Raw genomic sequence first — 15,965 nt, 5'->3', positions numbered from 1 at the left:
CAGAATAACATATGCTACATCACTTTAAGTAACTCCCTACGCTGGCATTATCCAGATCAGGTTGAGGGTCGATGTTTACTTACATCCTCTCAGCCAATTGGCTCCCCGGTCCTTAATTCGTTTTCATTGTAGCATGATTTATTTTATTGAACAAACAAAAGCATGCATAATCATTTCATTATTTTTGGAAAATAACCAACTTTTTCACCATGAGCTAATAACTGCTGAATAAATTCTTTATTAATTGCTGGTACTATCAATTCTTTTTTCTTAATCCATTTATTCGTTCTACGCGTACCCATTACAATTTCAGATTGCTGCGCTCCATCTCCTGCAACTTGAGAAGCAATTAACTCTGCTATTACTTCATTTCCCTTCGCTAATGCAAGTCCGGTATTTACATATTCTGAAAGTGGAACCATTTCAAGATTGTATCCACACTCTCCAATTAGCTGTATAAATTGTTCAAACTCAATTTGATGTGGATGACAAATATGTAACGTCTCTCCTATAATTTGCGCATCTTGCAAATACGATACAATTGATTTACTAGCAAAATCAATTGGTGTGAAATCAACTTTCCACTTCACATTTGGTGCTTCCCCAATTAATAGCATTGTTTTAATAAGACGATAAAATGCGTTTCCTTCAATATTTTGTTGGAACGAACCTGTTTCTGAATGACATGCTAAATTACCTGCACGATAAATATTTCCGCGCAAACCATTTTTCATTGCTTCACGAACAATGTTTTCCGCTTGTAGTTTACTATTTGAATATACATTCTCTAAGTCTACACTGTAATTAAAATCACCAGTTTTCATGTATGTATCCCATTGATCTACCGCTAATTCTAACGGGATACCAATTGTAGAAATAAAATGGAATGTAGCACCTTTCTCCGCTAATGCTAGCATACGGCTAGTTCCTTGGACATTTATATTTTCAAATTGTTTTACATCCCCAAAATGTCTTACATCTGCACCGCAATGAATTATCGTATCCATCTTAGAACTGATGAACATAAATTCTTCTTCGCTCATCCCAAGATACTCTTCTCCCAGATCACCAGCTACGGCCTGTATACGCTGTAACCATTCTTCACATACATCATTAAAGTAGCCTGTTAATGTATCTATAATTCTTTGCTGCACATCTTTAGTTGGTCTTACTAAACAATAAATAGTAGCAGCTGTATCTCTCAACAATTCATATAATATGTGTGATCCTAAATAACCAGTAGCTCCTGTTAAAAAGACATTTGAAATCTGGTTTTCTTCCAAAACGTTTGCATACGTGATAGTATCTGGTTCGTGAATCACTTTATATTCACGAAATACTTCTTCTTTCTCTACTTTTACTTCTCGCTCAATTCGAGCTAATCCATATATCGTTCTTTCTTTAAAGAAATCTTGAATTGTTAAATGTGAGAAATCTTCTTTTAACAATGTTAAGACTCGTAATACTTTTAATGAATGTCCACCAATTGTAAAGAAATCATCATGCACTCCAACTTTTGAAATTCCTAATACTTCCGCCCAGGCGTTCGCTATTTGTTTTTCTGCTTTATTAGAAGGTGCAACATATTCTTGTAGACGAACCGGTTCATACTTTTCTTCTAACTGAGCTAACTTCTTAACATCAATCTTTTTATTAGGTGTAAGTGGTAATTCATTAATATAAATTAGTTTAGATGGCACCATATAATCTGGTAATTGCTCTTGTAACTGATAAACTAATTCTGGTATTTCTTTTTTATTTAAAGTTGTATAGAACGCGATTAAATATTGGCTACCTTCCTTACTCTTCTTAGCAAAAACAGCATTTTCTTTTATATTATGATTTTGAGAAATTTTACTTTGGATTTCGCCTAGTTCAATACGATGTCCTCTAATTTTTACTTGATCATCTTTCCGATGTAAAAACTCTATATTTCCATCCTCTAGCAACTTAACGATATCACCTGTTTTATATATATTAACTATAGGATTAAAAGGGTTCGGAATAAAAGCTTCAATTGTTTTATTAGGCTTATTAAAATACCCTTTTGCTAATCCCACTGAATCTATATATAATTCACCAGGTACACCAATTGGACAAAGATTCATATTCTCATCCAAAATCATAACTTGATAATTAGCACATGGTTTACCAATGGGAATACTCGCAACATCCTCATTTAACTGACTAGGTATTTTATAGGTTGTCGTCACTACAGTACATTCTGTCGGTCCGTATACATTATGAATTTCAACATTTGTACCTATTCTTTCTCTCCACAATTTAATAACCTCTACAGGCAACATTTCACCGCCAATCGCAATTCTTTTTAGGGAAGCTAGCTTATATATATCTTCTTCTGCTAAATAAGTTGCTACTTGTCGAACAAAAATTGTTGCTAATGCCAAGATTGAAGTTGCTTTCACTTTATAGATTGCATTTGCAAATGCTTCTACAGACAATCGCTCTTCCTCTAATAGTACATATAAGTTTCCTCCACAGAATAAAGAAGCAAATGACTCCCATACAGAAGCATCGAAACTAAAGGAAGGAAATTGGGCAAATACATCCTCTTCTGTCAATTCATATTGCTTTTTCATCCAAGTATACAGATTAACAACGCCTCTATGTGCTAACATCGTTCCCTTTGGATTCCCTGTTGAACCAGATGTATAAATCATATAAGCTACATCATCACAATGAATAGACAACTTTACATCTGTATCTTCATAAGTTTCACTATCATACATTGAAACTGTTTGAACCCCATCACATGTTATAGGCGTCTCTTTCATCAATATAACTTTCGCTTGGCTATCTTGAATAATGTACTGTATTCTACTTTCCGGATAATCTGGATCAATCGGAACATACGCTGCACCAGCTTTTAATATAGCTACCATACTTACTACTGTGTCTATGCTACGTTTCATAAATATTCCAACATAGTCTCCTAATTGGACGCCGTTTTTAATTAACATATGAGCTATTTGATTACTTTTTTTATTTAGCTCCTCATAAGTTAAAGTACCTTCCCTTGAAGATAAAGCTATACGATTTGGAAATTGAGTAACAGTATTATAGAACATATCGACGATACTTTTCTCAGGATATACTGCTGTCGTATCATTCACTTGACTATAAAGTGACATCTCGGCCTCTGTAATAACATTAAAATTATTTATATGATTATTATTATTTTGTGATTTATTAATTAAAACACCTTGTATTTGTTGTGCATAACGAGTAATTGTTGTCTCTTTCCAATTAACACTATTAAATATTATTTCTACACTTTGCATATTTTTACTAAATACAAATTGTAATGTATTCGTGTCTTTTAGCTCATAATATGTTTCACCAATAATAATAGGTGACATTTCATATAACGTATTACCGTTTTGAAACTCTTCTATTTCTTCCTCATTCATTTCTTTAATTTGCTCCAGTTGCTCTTCAATTTGTAAATTTAAACTTTCATAGGAGAGAAAATTAGAAACTTCAATAGTAATCGGAAATAAACTTCCTCTTACATGATAAAGCACGACAATATGTTTTTCTTTAGAAATATGATATAACCACGTTGCAGTCGCTCCTATTAAATCTACAATGTGAGTCAAATTTGAAAACAGTTCCGTTTTCCTTTTTATCCTAAGTTCTGTTCCTTGCACATCTTTAGGTATTTTAATACTTCCTTCTACTTTTCCTAAAAATTCTTTTACCATCTCACTATAAGAAATTGCTAATTTCATATTTATGTAAATTCCTCTCTTAAATATAATAAAGGTGTGAAAATTCACACCTTTTTTATCCCTTATTAAAGGGCAGATTCGTTCAATTCATAATCAGTAGCGGAGATACGCCCTTGATTAGAATTGAACTTTCTCCTTATTCGCTTTTAAACTCACCAATAAGCTCTTGTAATTCCTGAGAGAGCCAACTTAAAGAAGTCGCTAATTCTGCAATATCTTGTACTGATATTTCTTGCTCTTTCATGCTTTCTTCAACATTACTACTGCTGTTGGCATAAGTATTTGCAATATGTGATAATTCATTTACGACTTGAACAATATTCTGGCTATTTTGTAAAATATCACTCGAATTACCAGAAACAGCTTTTACTTGATCTGTAACAGATTGCGCTGATTTTGAGATTTTTTCAAAGAAATCTCCGCTACTTTGAACAAGCGAAATTCCAGTTTCTACTTCTTTTGAACCTTTTTGCATGGAAACTACAGCATCTTCTGTCTCAGCTTGTGTTTCACCAATTAATTTCGCTATATCTTTAGCAGACGCTTCCGTCTGTTCTGCTAATTTTCGTACTTCATCAGCAACAACTGCAAACCCTCTTCCAGCTGCTCCAGCACGTGAAGCCTCAATAGAAGCATTTAAAGCTAATAAATTTGTTTGATTTGAAATGCCTGTAATTACAGTTACGATATCACTAATTTCTTTTGACCTTGTTTCTAACGAATAAATGATGGAAGATAAATCTTGTACTGCATTTTGGATTAAACTCATTTGATTAATAATTTGTCCAATCACTTCATTACCTTCAATTGAATGTTGCTCCATACCTTCAGAAGCAACCGCAACTTGTTTCGCAGCCCCAGTTATCTCTTCTACCTTATCTTCCATTCCATGTACAATCCCTAAACATTGTTGTACTGAAGTTTTTTGAGACTGTGCCCCTACTCTTAAACCTTCAATAGAACTTGCAATCTCTTGAACTGCCATGCTGTTTTCCTCTGTACTCGCCGACAATTCTTGTGAAGAAGAAGAAACTTGCTCAGCAGTTTGCCTTACTTTATCTATAATCCCTTTAAACTTTTCAATCGTGTTATTGAAATAAACATTAATAATTCCAATATCATCTGGTCTTTCTTTTAATTTAATACTCAAGTCACCTTCGCCAATTTTACGTAACCCTTCTCGTAAATCTTTTAATGGAGCTAGCGAGTGACGCACGATAAAGAATTGAGTAATAGTCGCAATTGCTAATGAAATAATGATAAAGAGTAAACCCTGTATCATAAACTTCTCTTTTGTAATAGGAACAATGGAAGCATCTAAGTCAGCGGCAACAATTGCAATAATATTGTTTTCTCCATCTGTAATTGGTTCTAATATTGTCACCCACGAACCTATTTCATCTTCATATACTTCTGTCATTTGAGCCTTTTTCGTATCAATCACTTTATCGTATGCCTTCATCCAATGAGCGGGTTGTTCATAATAATCTCCCGGCTTTATAGGAAACGCATTTGTTAACTCTGTAGTCAAACCAACGAGTTGTAATTCTCGCTTTTCATTCGGCTTTGCTCCTGTAACATACGTTTGTCCAACGCTTTTCAATTCTTTTGATACTTCATCTAATTTCTCTGTTAACTTTTCTTTTTTCACTTTTTCGGCTGTAGGATCTTTCGCCATGTCTCTAACTAATTCTACATCCAGTTTTTTCAATACTATTTCTCCTGTTTCAATAGACTGCCTTTCAAATAAAGACATCATACTATTTTGAAACATATTGAAACTTAACGCACCCATACTTCCAACAAGTGTCAAAATAACTAATACGGTTAATAAGACGTTCTTTTGAAGGAACGATAACTTATGCCAATATTTTTTCATTAATATCCACCTTCCTTAATCAACACAAACAAAAAAACAAAATATATGGATATTTTGTTTGAAAATGTTTCTCAATATGTTCGAGAATAAAAAAAAGCCAATGTAAAAGCATTGGCCAAGACCAACCCTATCCGTCCGGTAACTGGCTAGCGTAGCCTTTCGACCTTAGCTCCTGTAGTTTTGCGTCCTCATGTTTCCATCAGTTTGCCTTTCTCGCTGAACGAGTTGAACGATATGGGAGTTCTATGAGAATTAATTTATTCTCTTTCAAAGATTACAACATATAAATCAAAATGTCTACTTATTTAGAGATATAAATACAAATTTTTAATGCATTGCTTTTTCGAAATAATTTCAAAAAGTACGTGAATGTTACTTTTTTTGTGTTATATAATAAAAAATGTATAAATAACAAGGATTTCTTCGGGTATTTATTTAATTTTCATTCAAATTAAACTATTCGAATATATCTTAACTAATGAATTTCGGAGGTAGTTTATCATGTTTTGGCTACAATTTCTTACCTTGTTACTCTGTATTTTTATTGGTGCACGCCTAGGCGGAGTTGGTTTAGGAGTAATGGGTGGAGTTGGTATGGCAATACTCGTTTTTGTCTTCCACCTACAACCAACCGCGCCTCCTATCGATGTAATGCTTATGATTTTGGCAGTAATTACAGCTGCTGGTGCTTTGCAAGCTGCTGGAGGAATGGACTATCTTGTTCATCTAGCTGAAAAGGCATTACGAAAAAATCCAAAGCGTATTACTTTTTTTGCTCCAATTGTTACTTATTTATTCACACTATGTGCAGGTACTGGTCACGTTGCCTATTCTGTACTTCCTGTTATTGCAGAAGTCTCTCGTGAATCAGGGATTAGACCGGAACGCCCAATGTCAATTGCCGTAATCGCTTCTCAACAAGCAATTACAGCTAGTCCAATTTCAGCTGCCACAGTTGCTCTTTTAGCAATGTTAGCTGACTATAAAATCACTTTATTAGATATTTTAAAAGTGAGTATTCCTTCCACTTTCATTGCTTGTATGTTAGCAGCATTCGTTGCTAGTAAGATGGGAAAAGAATTAAATGAAGACCCTGAATACTTAAAACGATTAAAAGAAGGAATGATTCCTAAGCTTGAAGAGAAAAAAGAATTTGTAGGTGTAAAGGGCGCAAAATTATCAGTTATCCTTTTCCTTGTAGGAACCTTCCTTGTTGTACTTCTTGGTTCATTTGAAGCACTTCGTCCAGGATGGATAGTTGATGGGAAGTTAGCCCGTCTTTCCATGCCGAATACAATTGAGATGGTTATGTTAACTATCGCGGCTCTTATTATTATTTTCTGTAAACCAAATGTAGAAAGCATTGTGTCTGGTAACGTCTTTAAAGCGGGGGCAACAGCAGTTGTTGCTATTTTCGGTATCGCTTGGATGGGAGATACTTTCTTTAATGGAAACTTAAATATGATTCAAGGATCCATTCAGCATTTAGTAACAAGTGCACCTTGGCTATTTACCATCGCACTATTCATTCTATCTATTTTACTGTACAGCCAAGCAGCAACTGTTCGTGCCTTAATGCCACTTGGACTATCTCTTGGCATTCCACCAGCGCTACTGATTGCTATGTTCCCTGCAGTAAATGGATATTTCTTCATTCCAAACTATGGAACAATCGTTGCTGCTATTAACTTTGACCGTACTGGTACAACAGGTATCGGTAAATACGTATTAAATCATAGTTTTATGATTCCTGGCCTAATTGCAACATTTACTTCTATCGGAATTGGAATGCTCTTAATTTCAATTATGTTTTAAAGAAAAAGCACAAACCTTTATTTAAAAAGGTTTGTGCTTTTTTAATCAAATGTTTGTTTAAATTTTGGGGCAGTCTATTTCTCCATGTAGCACTTAAAATACTACACGTCCTTCCCTACAAACTTCTCTTTACTTCTTCAGCTAATTTTCTCGTACTTTCATACGCAGATTCAGCTAAACTAATTGCTGAAATAACTGAAACACCGTCCGCACCCGCTTCTATAACTGCCGCTGTATTTTCAATTGTAATCCCACCAATACCAACGATTGGCACTGTAATTCCTTGTTCTCTAAAATAGGCTAATCCTTTCGTTCCTTGAACCGCTTTCGTATCTTTTTTCGTACTCGTTGGGAAAATAGGTCCAACGCCTAAATAATCTGCTCCATTTTCGATTGCAAAGCGTGCTTCTTCAATTGTATGAGCAGATACGCCGATAATTTTATCTCCCATTTTTTCACGAACAGATGTAATTCCTTCATCATCTTGTCCTACATGAACACCATCTGCATCTAATTCAATGGCTAATTCTACATCATCATTTACAATGAAAGGAACACTATATTCCTTACAAAGCGTTTGCAATTCTTTTGCAAAGCGCACTCTATCTTCTCCGATTAAAGAACCTTCCTCCTTCTCGCGAAACTGAAAAATTGTCACTCCACCATCTAACGCTTCTTTCAATACAACTAAAGGATCCCTCGTGCAGTTATTACTTCCCATAATAAAATACACTTGCAATAGCTTAGACATTTTATCTATTTCAATGCGTGCCATTTCTTTCACTCCCTCTTACTCTAACTCCTCAATCTTTCCATACTTCTCAATATCACTAGAAGTAGTATTCGCTAACTGATTTAAAAATTCAATTTGGAAACTACCAGGTCCCTTTTCCACGGTCTTAGCAGCTGCCAGTTCCGAAGCTACACCATAAAACGTTAATGCTGCTACTGCTGCTTTTACATAATCTTTTTCCACTGCTACAAATGCTCCTATTACAGAAGTTAGTAAACAACCTGTTCCCGTAACTTTCGTTAAAATAGGGTGACCATTTCGAATAACAATAGTTCTCTTTCCATCTGTAACAACATCTTCTTTTCCAGTAATGACCGCAACTGTATTTAGTTCATCTGCTGCCTGCCTTGCAATACTTACAACATTGCCATTTCCAGTACCAGCGTCTACCCCTTTAATTTCCCATTTCTCATTAATAACATTTGCTATTTCAGCTGCATTTCCGCGGATAATTGCTAACTCAATTTCAGCCGGAATATGTCTCGCAACTTCTGTTCGATACGAAGTTGCTCCTGCACCAACTGGATCAAATAGTACTGGCACATTGTTCGCATTTGCTGATTTACCCGCGAGTAACATCGCTTCTACTTCTTCAGGACGAAGTGTCCCCATATTTAATACTAACGCTCCAGCAATGCTAGCCATTTCTGCTACTTCTTCTTTCGCATACGCCATTACAGGCGATGCCCCAAGTGCCAACAAACCGTTAGCAGTAAAATTTGTTACAACAACATTTGTAATATTATGAACAAGCGGATTAGATTCTCTCACCAAATCCACTACTTTACTAATTTCTTTCATATTCATCCTTTTCATCTCCTAACTATAATGATGGGAGATACACAAAAAGACACTTTGCGCGTACGCAAAGTGCCTGAATATGTGCTTTTACACTCTCCCTACGCTGGCATTATCCAACAGGTTCAAATGGTCAATGACGGACTAGTAGCCATACTCTCAGTTTGTATCCACAAACTCCCATGTGTTTCTTATTCATCTACTTCAAAGTCTACTCTTATTCTAGTAAAATAACAAGTTCTTTACTTTTCTATTTGATATAGAGGCAACTGATAAAGTGAAACTTTAATCAGTTGGGATTTTGTTAACTCCATTAAAAACAGCTGAAATATGGAGCGAAACTGAATCTCAAGAAGATGTATGCTATATTTAACTTATGGAAATTTGAAAGGATGTTTTTAATATGTCAAAAAGCGTTGTAATCGCTGAAAAACCTTCCGTTGCACGAGATATTGCTCGTGTACTGAAGTGTGATAAAAAAGGAAACGGCTATCTTGAAGGTAGTAAATATATTGTAACTTGGGCTTTAGGTCATCTCGTTACATTAGCAGATCCAGAAAGTTATGATGTGAAATATAAAAAGTGGAATTTAGAAGATTTACCGATGCTACCTGAGCGTTTGAAATTAACGGTTATTAAACAAACTGGTAAACAATTTAATGCTGTAAAAAGTCAGCTACTTAGAAAAGATGTAAATGAAATTATTGTAGCAACAGACGCTGGACGTGAAGGGGAATTAGTCGCACGCTGGATTATCGATAAAGTTAAGCTAAATAAACCAATCAAACGTTTATGGATTTCTTCTGTAACCGATAAAGCAATTAAAGATGGTTTTGCAAATTTAAAACCAGGTAAAGCCTATGACAATTTATACGCTTCAGCAGTTGCGCGTTCAGAAGCTGACTGGTATATCGGTCTTAATGCAACTCGTGCTTTAACGACTCGCTTTAATGCCCAGTTAAATTGCGGCCGTGTACAAATGTATCCCGTCAATAGCTAGGGTGAAATTAATATTTCTAGTATTTATATGACTTGTATGATTTCCTCCCAAATTTATATGGTTATAATGATAATTTAAAGTAGTAAAAACCTCGAATTGATTGTAAAATACCTCTCCTTATTTGATAAGAAACAAAAGGAAACCATTTTGAAAAAAAATTAATCAAAACAGATTCCTACTCCCTAAACCATTATACATTTATTGTAAAAAACATTCCCAGCATCTGCTTAATAATCCGATGAATTGTTTATCAGTGATTCTTTATATCTCCATGTAGGTTTAAAATAAAATTTGATCAAAATTATGCTGCAAACATTGATTTATAGATAGAATAAACCCACGTGTTTTAAACTTAGATTGATCAAAATACGTAGGTTTTGTTTTTGAATTATGGAAGTTTTTATAAAAAGATTGATTAGAAAGATTTTTGTAAGGTATTTTCAATTTGAATAGGTACATGAATACGGTCTCTTGCTACTACTGTACCTTCGTAAACAATATAACATTCTACGAAATGATCTCCATTGAAATTAGCAGGTTCTGTACATTTTTCGACGCCCTTTTTTATTTGCCCTCGAATACAATTTCTACGAATTGCTTCTTCTCCCCTATTTAAAACCTTCCAATATATATCAAATTTAAATTTCTCATCAGAACTTAGTTGTTTTATTGAATTGCGTTCTTGAATGACTTTTTCAAATTCATTTTCAACAATCAAAAATTCAAGTGTTTTTCGACGTTTAATTCTATTTTGCATTTTCAAGAGGTCTCTTAAAAATGCAGGTCTGTAACCATCCTGTTTAATAATACAGTCAATTTTAAGAGAATAACGTATATCAACTTTAAATTTATTTTCAATAAATTCCTCAGTATTAGTTGCTCTAGTATAAGCAGACTCAAAGTAGGCAACAGATTTATTAACCGTTTCTGGAACTGGGAAGGTTTGACCAAATAAATATACTAGTGTTTCATATAAGTCTGTACTACCCTCGTCTAAATCTTTAATTTTGTTATAAGCCTTCTTTGCTTTCTTTACGAACTTACACTTTTTATTGTAGACTTTTTGATTGCTACCTAGAGCATACCAATAAGTTTGTTCTTCATTCAAATCTTTTAAATACTTAAATAAATCCTTTAACAAATCTAAATAATCAGCAAAAGTTGCAGAATAATACTTAGAATTTTCGTTCAAGAATTTGTAAACTAATGTGTCAATCAATAACCCACCAAATTTAAACCCGATGTTATTTTTCCAGGCTCTAACTAAATAACAAACATAGCTAAAATTATTATTGGTAGTAGTATTGAAAGTATTTGCTTCAGCGATTTCTGGAATTGGGTCTGTTTTTTTCCAACTACCACCTTCGTTTGCATCAGGGTATAAAAAGGAGTCATCCGATTGTTCAAATACAGGGCAGACTTCAATAATCTTTTTTAAACTTTCAAAACTTACAACAACAACTTGTCCATCGCCACGTACAATTGTCTTAGGATATCGTTTTTTTATTTCTTTTTTTACATCTTGCAGTAGTTTTGATTGACCATTACCATCATGATCATCATATTGCTTTTTTTTACTGCTTGGTAAAATAAATAACATATCTACATCACTAAATGATTTAATTGCTGTTTGTCTTCCCAGTGATCCCACAACTTCACAATGTTCGGTTTCACTTTCACAACCATCGTAATAAGATTTGTTTAATCTCTTTGTAATTTCCTTTACGCGTTTAGTCTCCTCTTCAGTATCTTCTATCTTTAAAGAATCAATGAATTCTTCCATGTATGTAGCTAGCATCCCTTATCTCCTTTACTGGTGATTTTCACATTAAAACTTTATTACAAGAATTAAAATTGTAATTGTCAAAATGACGGTCCATATTCTCAAAGACATTGGAAATTTATCTTTCCAAGTAAAGCTTTTTTGCTCATCAATCCATTCATGCTGCGCTTGATAAAAGAATTTGTAATGGGCATACCAATCGCTAAATGCTATTTGCTTTGTAATGCTTGTAGCATAATAGTCATTCAACAATCTTTTAAGTTTTTCTTGTTCTTCATCAGTCACATCAGATTCAGTAGAACTGTTTATCTGATAATACATATCTTTTAACTCATTATGAATTTCTGTTAACCTTATGCCAGCTTCCATATAATCTTCTTTTTGAGCACTATATTGATTTATTTGAAGAGCCACCACACTTACTAAAATAATTACAAGAGACACTTCTTTGCTATAGTCAAAAGACGGTGCATACAATTGCCATATACCGATTAATAATGTAATCAATGCTATGCCACTTGGTATTTTTTCAACAATATCATACGTTGCAAAATGCTTTTTAGCGCCAAACATCACATTGTATCCATGTTCTGCTAACGACTTTAAAAAGGTTTCTTTTTTCATATTAACTCCCTTTCTATAAAAAAATCATTCTAATATTGCATAATACTAGAATGATTTTTGATTTTTAAATAAACATTTGTTGCATAAATCCTTTTTTCTGCTCTTGTAGTAAATCAATTTTTTGTTGTTGGAGTCGAATTTTTTTGTCAATCAATTCTAAAAAAGAACTAATTTTTTCTTGTTCTTTAATACAAGGTAAATAAATAGTTAATGAACCATATTCTTCCCCATTTATCCCTGGTTGTCCAGATCGCATAGACATTACCTTAACCCATTTATAATAATCATTTGTTAATGTTTGTTGATAAATAAAATTAGCATTATAAATTCTACTAATTCTTGCTCGAATCAAAAATCCTGCAAAATAAAACTTTCTTTCTTCATTTTTAAAAATAAAACTTTTCCCTGTACTTGCTCCTGTACGTGCAAATACAATATCATTCTCTTTTAAAAGATATTTCTCATTTAATTCACCGTCAGGAGAAACTTTACCTTTTTCAATAAAAGAACGATTTTTTTCTTCAATATCAGTTATTCTTAAATAAATGTTTTCTCCATCAAATTCTTTTGCTGCTGCATTCATTCCATAGGTAATTGAATCTGTCAGTTCTTTTAAATGTTTTTTAACCCATTGCCCACTAAACTCTTTAAATCTCAACTCTTGTTTAAAAATCTTCTGCATATATCCTTTTTTTTGTTCTTGCAGCAAATCCATTTTTTGTTGTTGGAGTTGGATTTTTTTCTCTATAATTTCTAAAGCAGAAGAAATGTATTTTTGTACTTCTAAACTTGGAAGTTGAATTTTAGATTCCATAAAATCTTTTTGACTTAGCGTCTTATTACGACCTGCCCCACCAGGAGAAGCATCTTCTAATAGTTTTTTTCCCTTTGGAGTTAATAAGTAATGCATTAAATAATCTAAATTTACATTCTTCTTTGTTTTGTACATTGGAAATCTATGTGACGCAATCAATCCATTTAAATCTGAAGTTGTTTTAGAAACAGCACGCTCCCATGCAAAAACAATATTCACTATTAAACAATCTGGTTCAATCCAAAAAACTCGTTTGTTCCCTAATGATTCACCCGTAACAGGTTCTTTAACAAAAATACCTTTACCGTGTGAACGAATACCTATCTGGGTGTAAGTTTCGGCTTTTTCAACTTCAACTGGTTTACTTATTCTACTCAATAAATCTTTCAATTTAAATACTTGTAAAGTATTCTCTAGGAGATTCACACCCTACACCCCCAATTCTTTGAAGTATGCAGCTAATTCTTCATCGACCTTGGCGATTTCTTCATCGATCTCCTGAATACGTTTTGCGACTGCTTCTAAATCAACTGGTTCTTCTTCCTCGAATGTATCAACGTAGCGAGGGATATTTAAATTGTAATCATTTTCTTGGATTTCATCTAATGTTGCTGCGTAAGAGTATTTGTTGATTGTTTCACGTTTTAAATAAGTAGCCACGATTTTATCAACATGATCATCTGATAAGTGGTTTTGATTTTTACCTTTTTCAAACTCATTTGAAGCATCAATAAAGATTACATTGTCATCGTGTTTACGGCATTTTTTGAACACTAGAATACATGTGGGAATACTTGTACCGAAGAAAATATTCGCTGGTAAACCGATTACCGCATCTAAATAGTTTTTCTCTTCAATTAAATATTTACGAATCACACCTTCTGCAGCACCACGGAATAATACACCATGTGGTAATACGACTGCGAATGTACCGTTATCATCTAAGTGATGAATAAAGTGTTGCACAAATGCAAAGTCGGCTTTTGATTTTGGTGCTAATCTTGCATAATTACTAAAACGTTCGTCGTCTTGGAATTTATCATCAGCACTCCATTTAGCACTATATGGTGGATTGGCAACGATTGCTTCAAAGCGTTTATCCATGTGCTGTGGTTCTTCTAACGTATCGGTATTTTTAATATCAAATCGTTGGTATGGAATATCATGCAGCAACATATTCATACGTGCTAAGTTGTACGTTGTCGATACTTTTTCTTGGCCGTAGTAGTTATAAACTTTCGTTTCTTTCCCTACACGTAGTAACAGTGAACCCGATCCACATGTACCGTCATAAACATCTTTGATTTCTGTTTTACCAGCTGTGACGATTTTCGCTAAAATACGTGATACTTGTTGAGGTGTATAAAATTCGCCAGCTTTTTTCCCTGCATTAGCAGCGAATTGCGAAATCATATACTCATAAGCATCACCTAATACGTCGATTTCCACATCATCTTGTAAGAATGGAATATCTGCAATATTCACAAGTACTTTCGCAATTAGTTCTGAACGTGCTTTTACTGTACGACCTAATTTTGATGAGTTTAAATCCATATCATCAAATAAGTTTTCAAAGTCTTCTTGACTAGCCGCACCCATTGTAGAAGCCTCAATTGCCTTTACACCATTTTGAAGCATTTCAATATCAAAGTTACCATTCGCACCTAATTCGATTTCTTTTACAAATGTAGAAAATAAATATTGTGGTGTAATGACATAACCTAATTCATTAATTAAATACTCTTGTAAACCTTCACGATATTCTTCATTTTCCCAAGCTTCCGCAAATTTCAATTCATCTTCCGCAAGTAATGAATTCGCACGTGATTCCACTTTTTCTGATAAATACCGATAGAAAATTAGTCCTAAAATATAATCTTTAAACTCATAAGCATCCATTTGACCTCGTAAGTCATTCGCCATTGCCCATAGCTTCTTATGTAACTCAGCTTGTTGCTGGCGTTGTTTTTCACTTGTTGTCATCTATATGACCTCCTATTGTTCTGTGATCTTCACCATTTGATGATGAAGGAAAAGTTGTTCCAATGTATCTTTTTCTTTTAAAAGTGCTGACTTTTTCTTTTTTAGTTGCGCAATCCGTCCAATTTTTTGTTGCTTTTCAATTGATGGAAGTATAAGTTCAATTTCTTTTACATTCGATAATTTCAATGAAGAAATAATACTGCCTTCTGTAAATAGCACTATTTGTTTTTGAATCGAAGGATGTTCATTAAATAGCCATTCCATAAAATGCACATCTACTTCTTTCGAAAAACTTATTTTCATAAAGTTATTCGTTAATAATAGCCCTTGATATTCGGGAGGAAACCAAACAACCTTTTGCGTTAATGTATGCAGCACAAGGCTGTCCGTATCTGTTAATACTTCTTGTTTAATCTTCTCTTTTTTCACATAAATGGAGCGATCTTTTTCTTGGGAAATCCGATAATCCGTTCCAAGTAAATGATTGAACTCTTTTAATGTTACCAACTGCAGCTGAACACTGTCTTCATTCAAATTCGATGTTTCAATTCGATTTGTAAAAACACCTTGTGTGACTTCTGCACATTCGCTTAACTTCATCGTATGACCTCCTCTCTTAAGAATATACTAAATGATATTTTAAAAAATATCAAGTTTAATTGATATCATTTTTGATATTTTTTAAAATAACAAAAAAGAGAAGGCAGGTTCCCTCTCTTTTTTT

At 33.7% G+C, this 15,965-nt stretch carries 10 protein-coding genes, 1 pseudogene and 3 riboswitches; of the genes and pseudogenes, 2 read left to right on the top strand and 9 right to left on the bottom strand.

Going from position 1 to position 15,965, the window contains the following annotated elements; translation table 11 throughout:
• Positions 1 to 16: 16 nt before the first annotated feature.
• Positions 17 to 118: riboswitch (TPP riboswitch) on the bottom strand.
• Positions 119 to 170: 52 nt separating this feature from the next.
• Together DN401_RS04105 and DN401_RS04100 are read right to left on the bottom strand one after the other, a co-directional pair.
• The gene (locus DN401_RS04105) at positions 171 to 3,752 is read right to left on the bottom strand and encodes a non-ribosomal peptide synthetase family protein (RefSeq protein WP_149287545.1); all 3,582 of its coding nucleotides are present in this window, start codon (positions 3,750 to 3,752) and stop codon (positions 171 to 173) included.
• 136 nt (positions 3,753 to 3,888) lie between these two features.
• On the bottom strand, positions 3,889 to 5,631 hold the full coding sequence (locus DN401_RS04100; RefSeq protein ID WP_000761079.1) for a methyl-accepting chemotaxis protein: 1,743 nt from the start codon (positions 5,629 to 5,631) through the stop codon (positions 3,889 to 3,891).
• A gap of 134 nt (positions 5,632 to 5,765) precedes the next feature.
• Positions 5,766 to 5,850, bottom strand: a riboswitch (cyclic di-GMP riboswitch).
• A 282-nt stretch (positions 5,851 to 6,132) separates the two neighbouring features.
• On the opposite strand from DN401_RS04100, the gene DN401_RS04095 reads away from it, so the two are divergent.
• Positions 6,133 to 7,446 (top strand): anaerobic C4-dicarboxylate transporter family protein, encoded by a 1,314-nt coding sequence (locus DN401_RS04095; protein WP_136362996.1) that lies wholly within the window; start codon positions 6,133 to 6,135, stop codon positions 7,444 to 7,446.
• Positions 7,447 to 7,561: 115 nt separating this feature from the next.
• Here the strand turns inward: DN401_RS04095 and thiE are convergent, their stop codons facing one another.
• Together thiE and thiM are read right to left on the bottom strand one after the other, a co-directional pair.
• Positions 7,562 to 8,221, bottom strand: a complete 660-nt coding sequence (gene thiE / locus DN401_RS04090; RefSeq protein ID WP_149287544.1) for a thiamine phosphate synthase — start codon at positions 8,219 to 8,221, stop codon at positions 7,562 to 7,564.
• Between the two features lie 15 nt (positions 8,222 to 8,236).
• The gene (gene thiM / locus DN401_RS04085) at positions 8,237 to 9,046 is read right to left on the bottom strand and encodes a hydroxyethylthiazole kinase (protein ID WP_136362992.1); all 810 of its coding nucleotides are present in this window, start codon (positions 9,044 to 9,046) and stop codon (positions 8,237 to 8,239) included.
• Between the two features lie 72 nt (positions 9,047 to 9,118).
• A riboswitch (TPP riboswitch) is annotated at positions 9,119 to 9,231 on the bottom strand.
• 209 nt (positions 9,232 to 9,440) lie between these two features.
• On the opposite strand from thiM, the pseudogene topB reads away from it, so the two are divergent.
• Positions 9,441 to 10,016: pseudogene (topB, locus tag DN401_RS04080) on the top strand (DNA topoisomerase III); the annotation flags it as partial.
• 436 nt (positions 10,017 to 10,452) lie between these two features.
• Here the strand turns inward: topB and DN401_RS04070 are convergent.
• The 5 genes from DN401_RS04070 to DN401_RS04050 form a co-directional block, all read right to left on the bottom strand.
• Positions 10,453 to 11,835, bottom strand: a complete 1,383-nt coding sequence (locus DN401_RS04070; protein WP_149287542.1) for a nucleotide-binding domain-containing protein — start codon at positions 11,833 to 11,835, stop codon at positions 10,453 to 10,455.
• A 30-nt stretch (positions 11,836 to 11,865) separates the two neighbouring features.
• The gene (locus DN401_RS04065) at positions 11,866 to 12,444 is read right to left on the bottom strand and encodes an SLATT domain-containing protein (RefSeq protein ID WP_149287541.1); all 579 of its coding nucleotides are present in this window, start codon (positions 12,442 to 12,444) and stop codon (positions 11,866 to 11,868) included.
• 64 nt (positions 12,445 to 12,508) lie between these two features.
• Entirely contained in the window at positions 12,509 to 13,684 is a 1,176-nt protein-coding gene (locus DN401_RS04060) for a restriction endonuclease subunit S (protein WP_149287540.1), read from the bottom strand.
• 3 nt (positions 13,685 to 13,687) lie between these two features.
• A complete protein-coding gene (locus DN401_RS04055; protein ID WP_149287539.1) occupies positions 13,688 to 15,241 on the bottom strand; it encodes a type I restriction-modification system subunit M in 1,554 nt (517 codons plus the stop codon).
• 12 nt (positions 15,242 to 15,253) lie between these two features.
• Positions 15,254 to 15,841: a restriction endonuclease subunit S domain-containing protein gene (locus DN401_RS04050; RefSeq protein ID WP_149287538.1), complete on the bottom strand. Its 588-nt coding sequence runs from the start codon at positions 15,839 to 15,841 to the stop codon at positions 15,254 to 15,256.
• Positions 15,842 to 15,965: the final 124 nt, after the last annotated feature.

Origin of the sequence: Bacillus sp. BF2-3 (assembly GCF_008368795.1) — a bacterium.
GTDB lineage: Bacteria > Bacillota > Bacilli > Bacillales > Bacillaceae_G > Bacillus_A > Bacillus_A cereus.
This window is presented reverse-complemented; position numbering and strand designations above follow the sequence as displayed.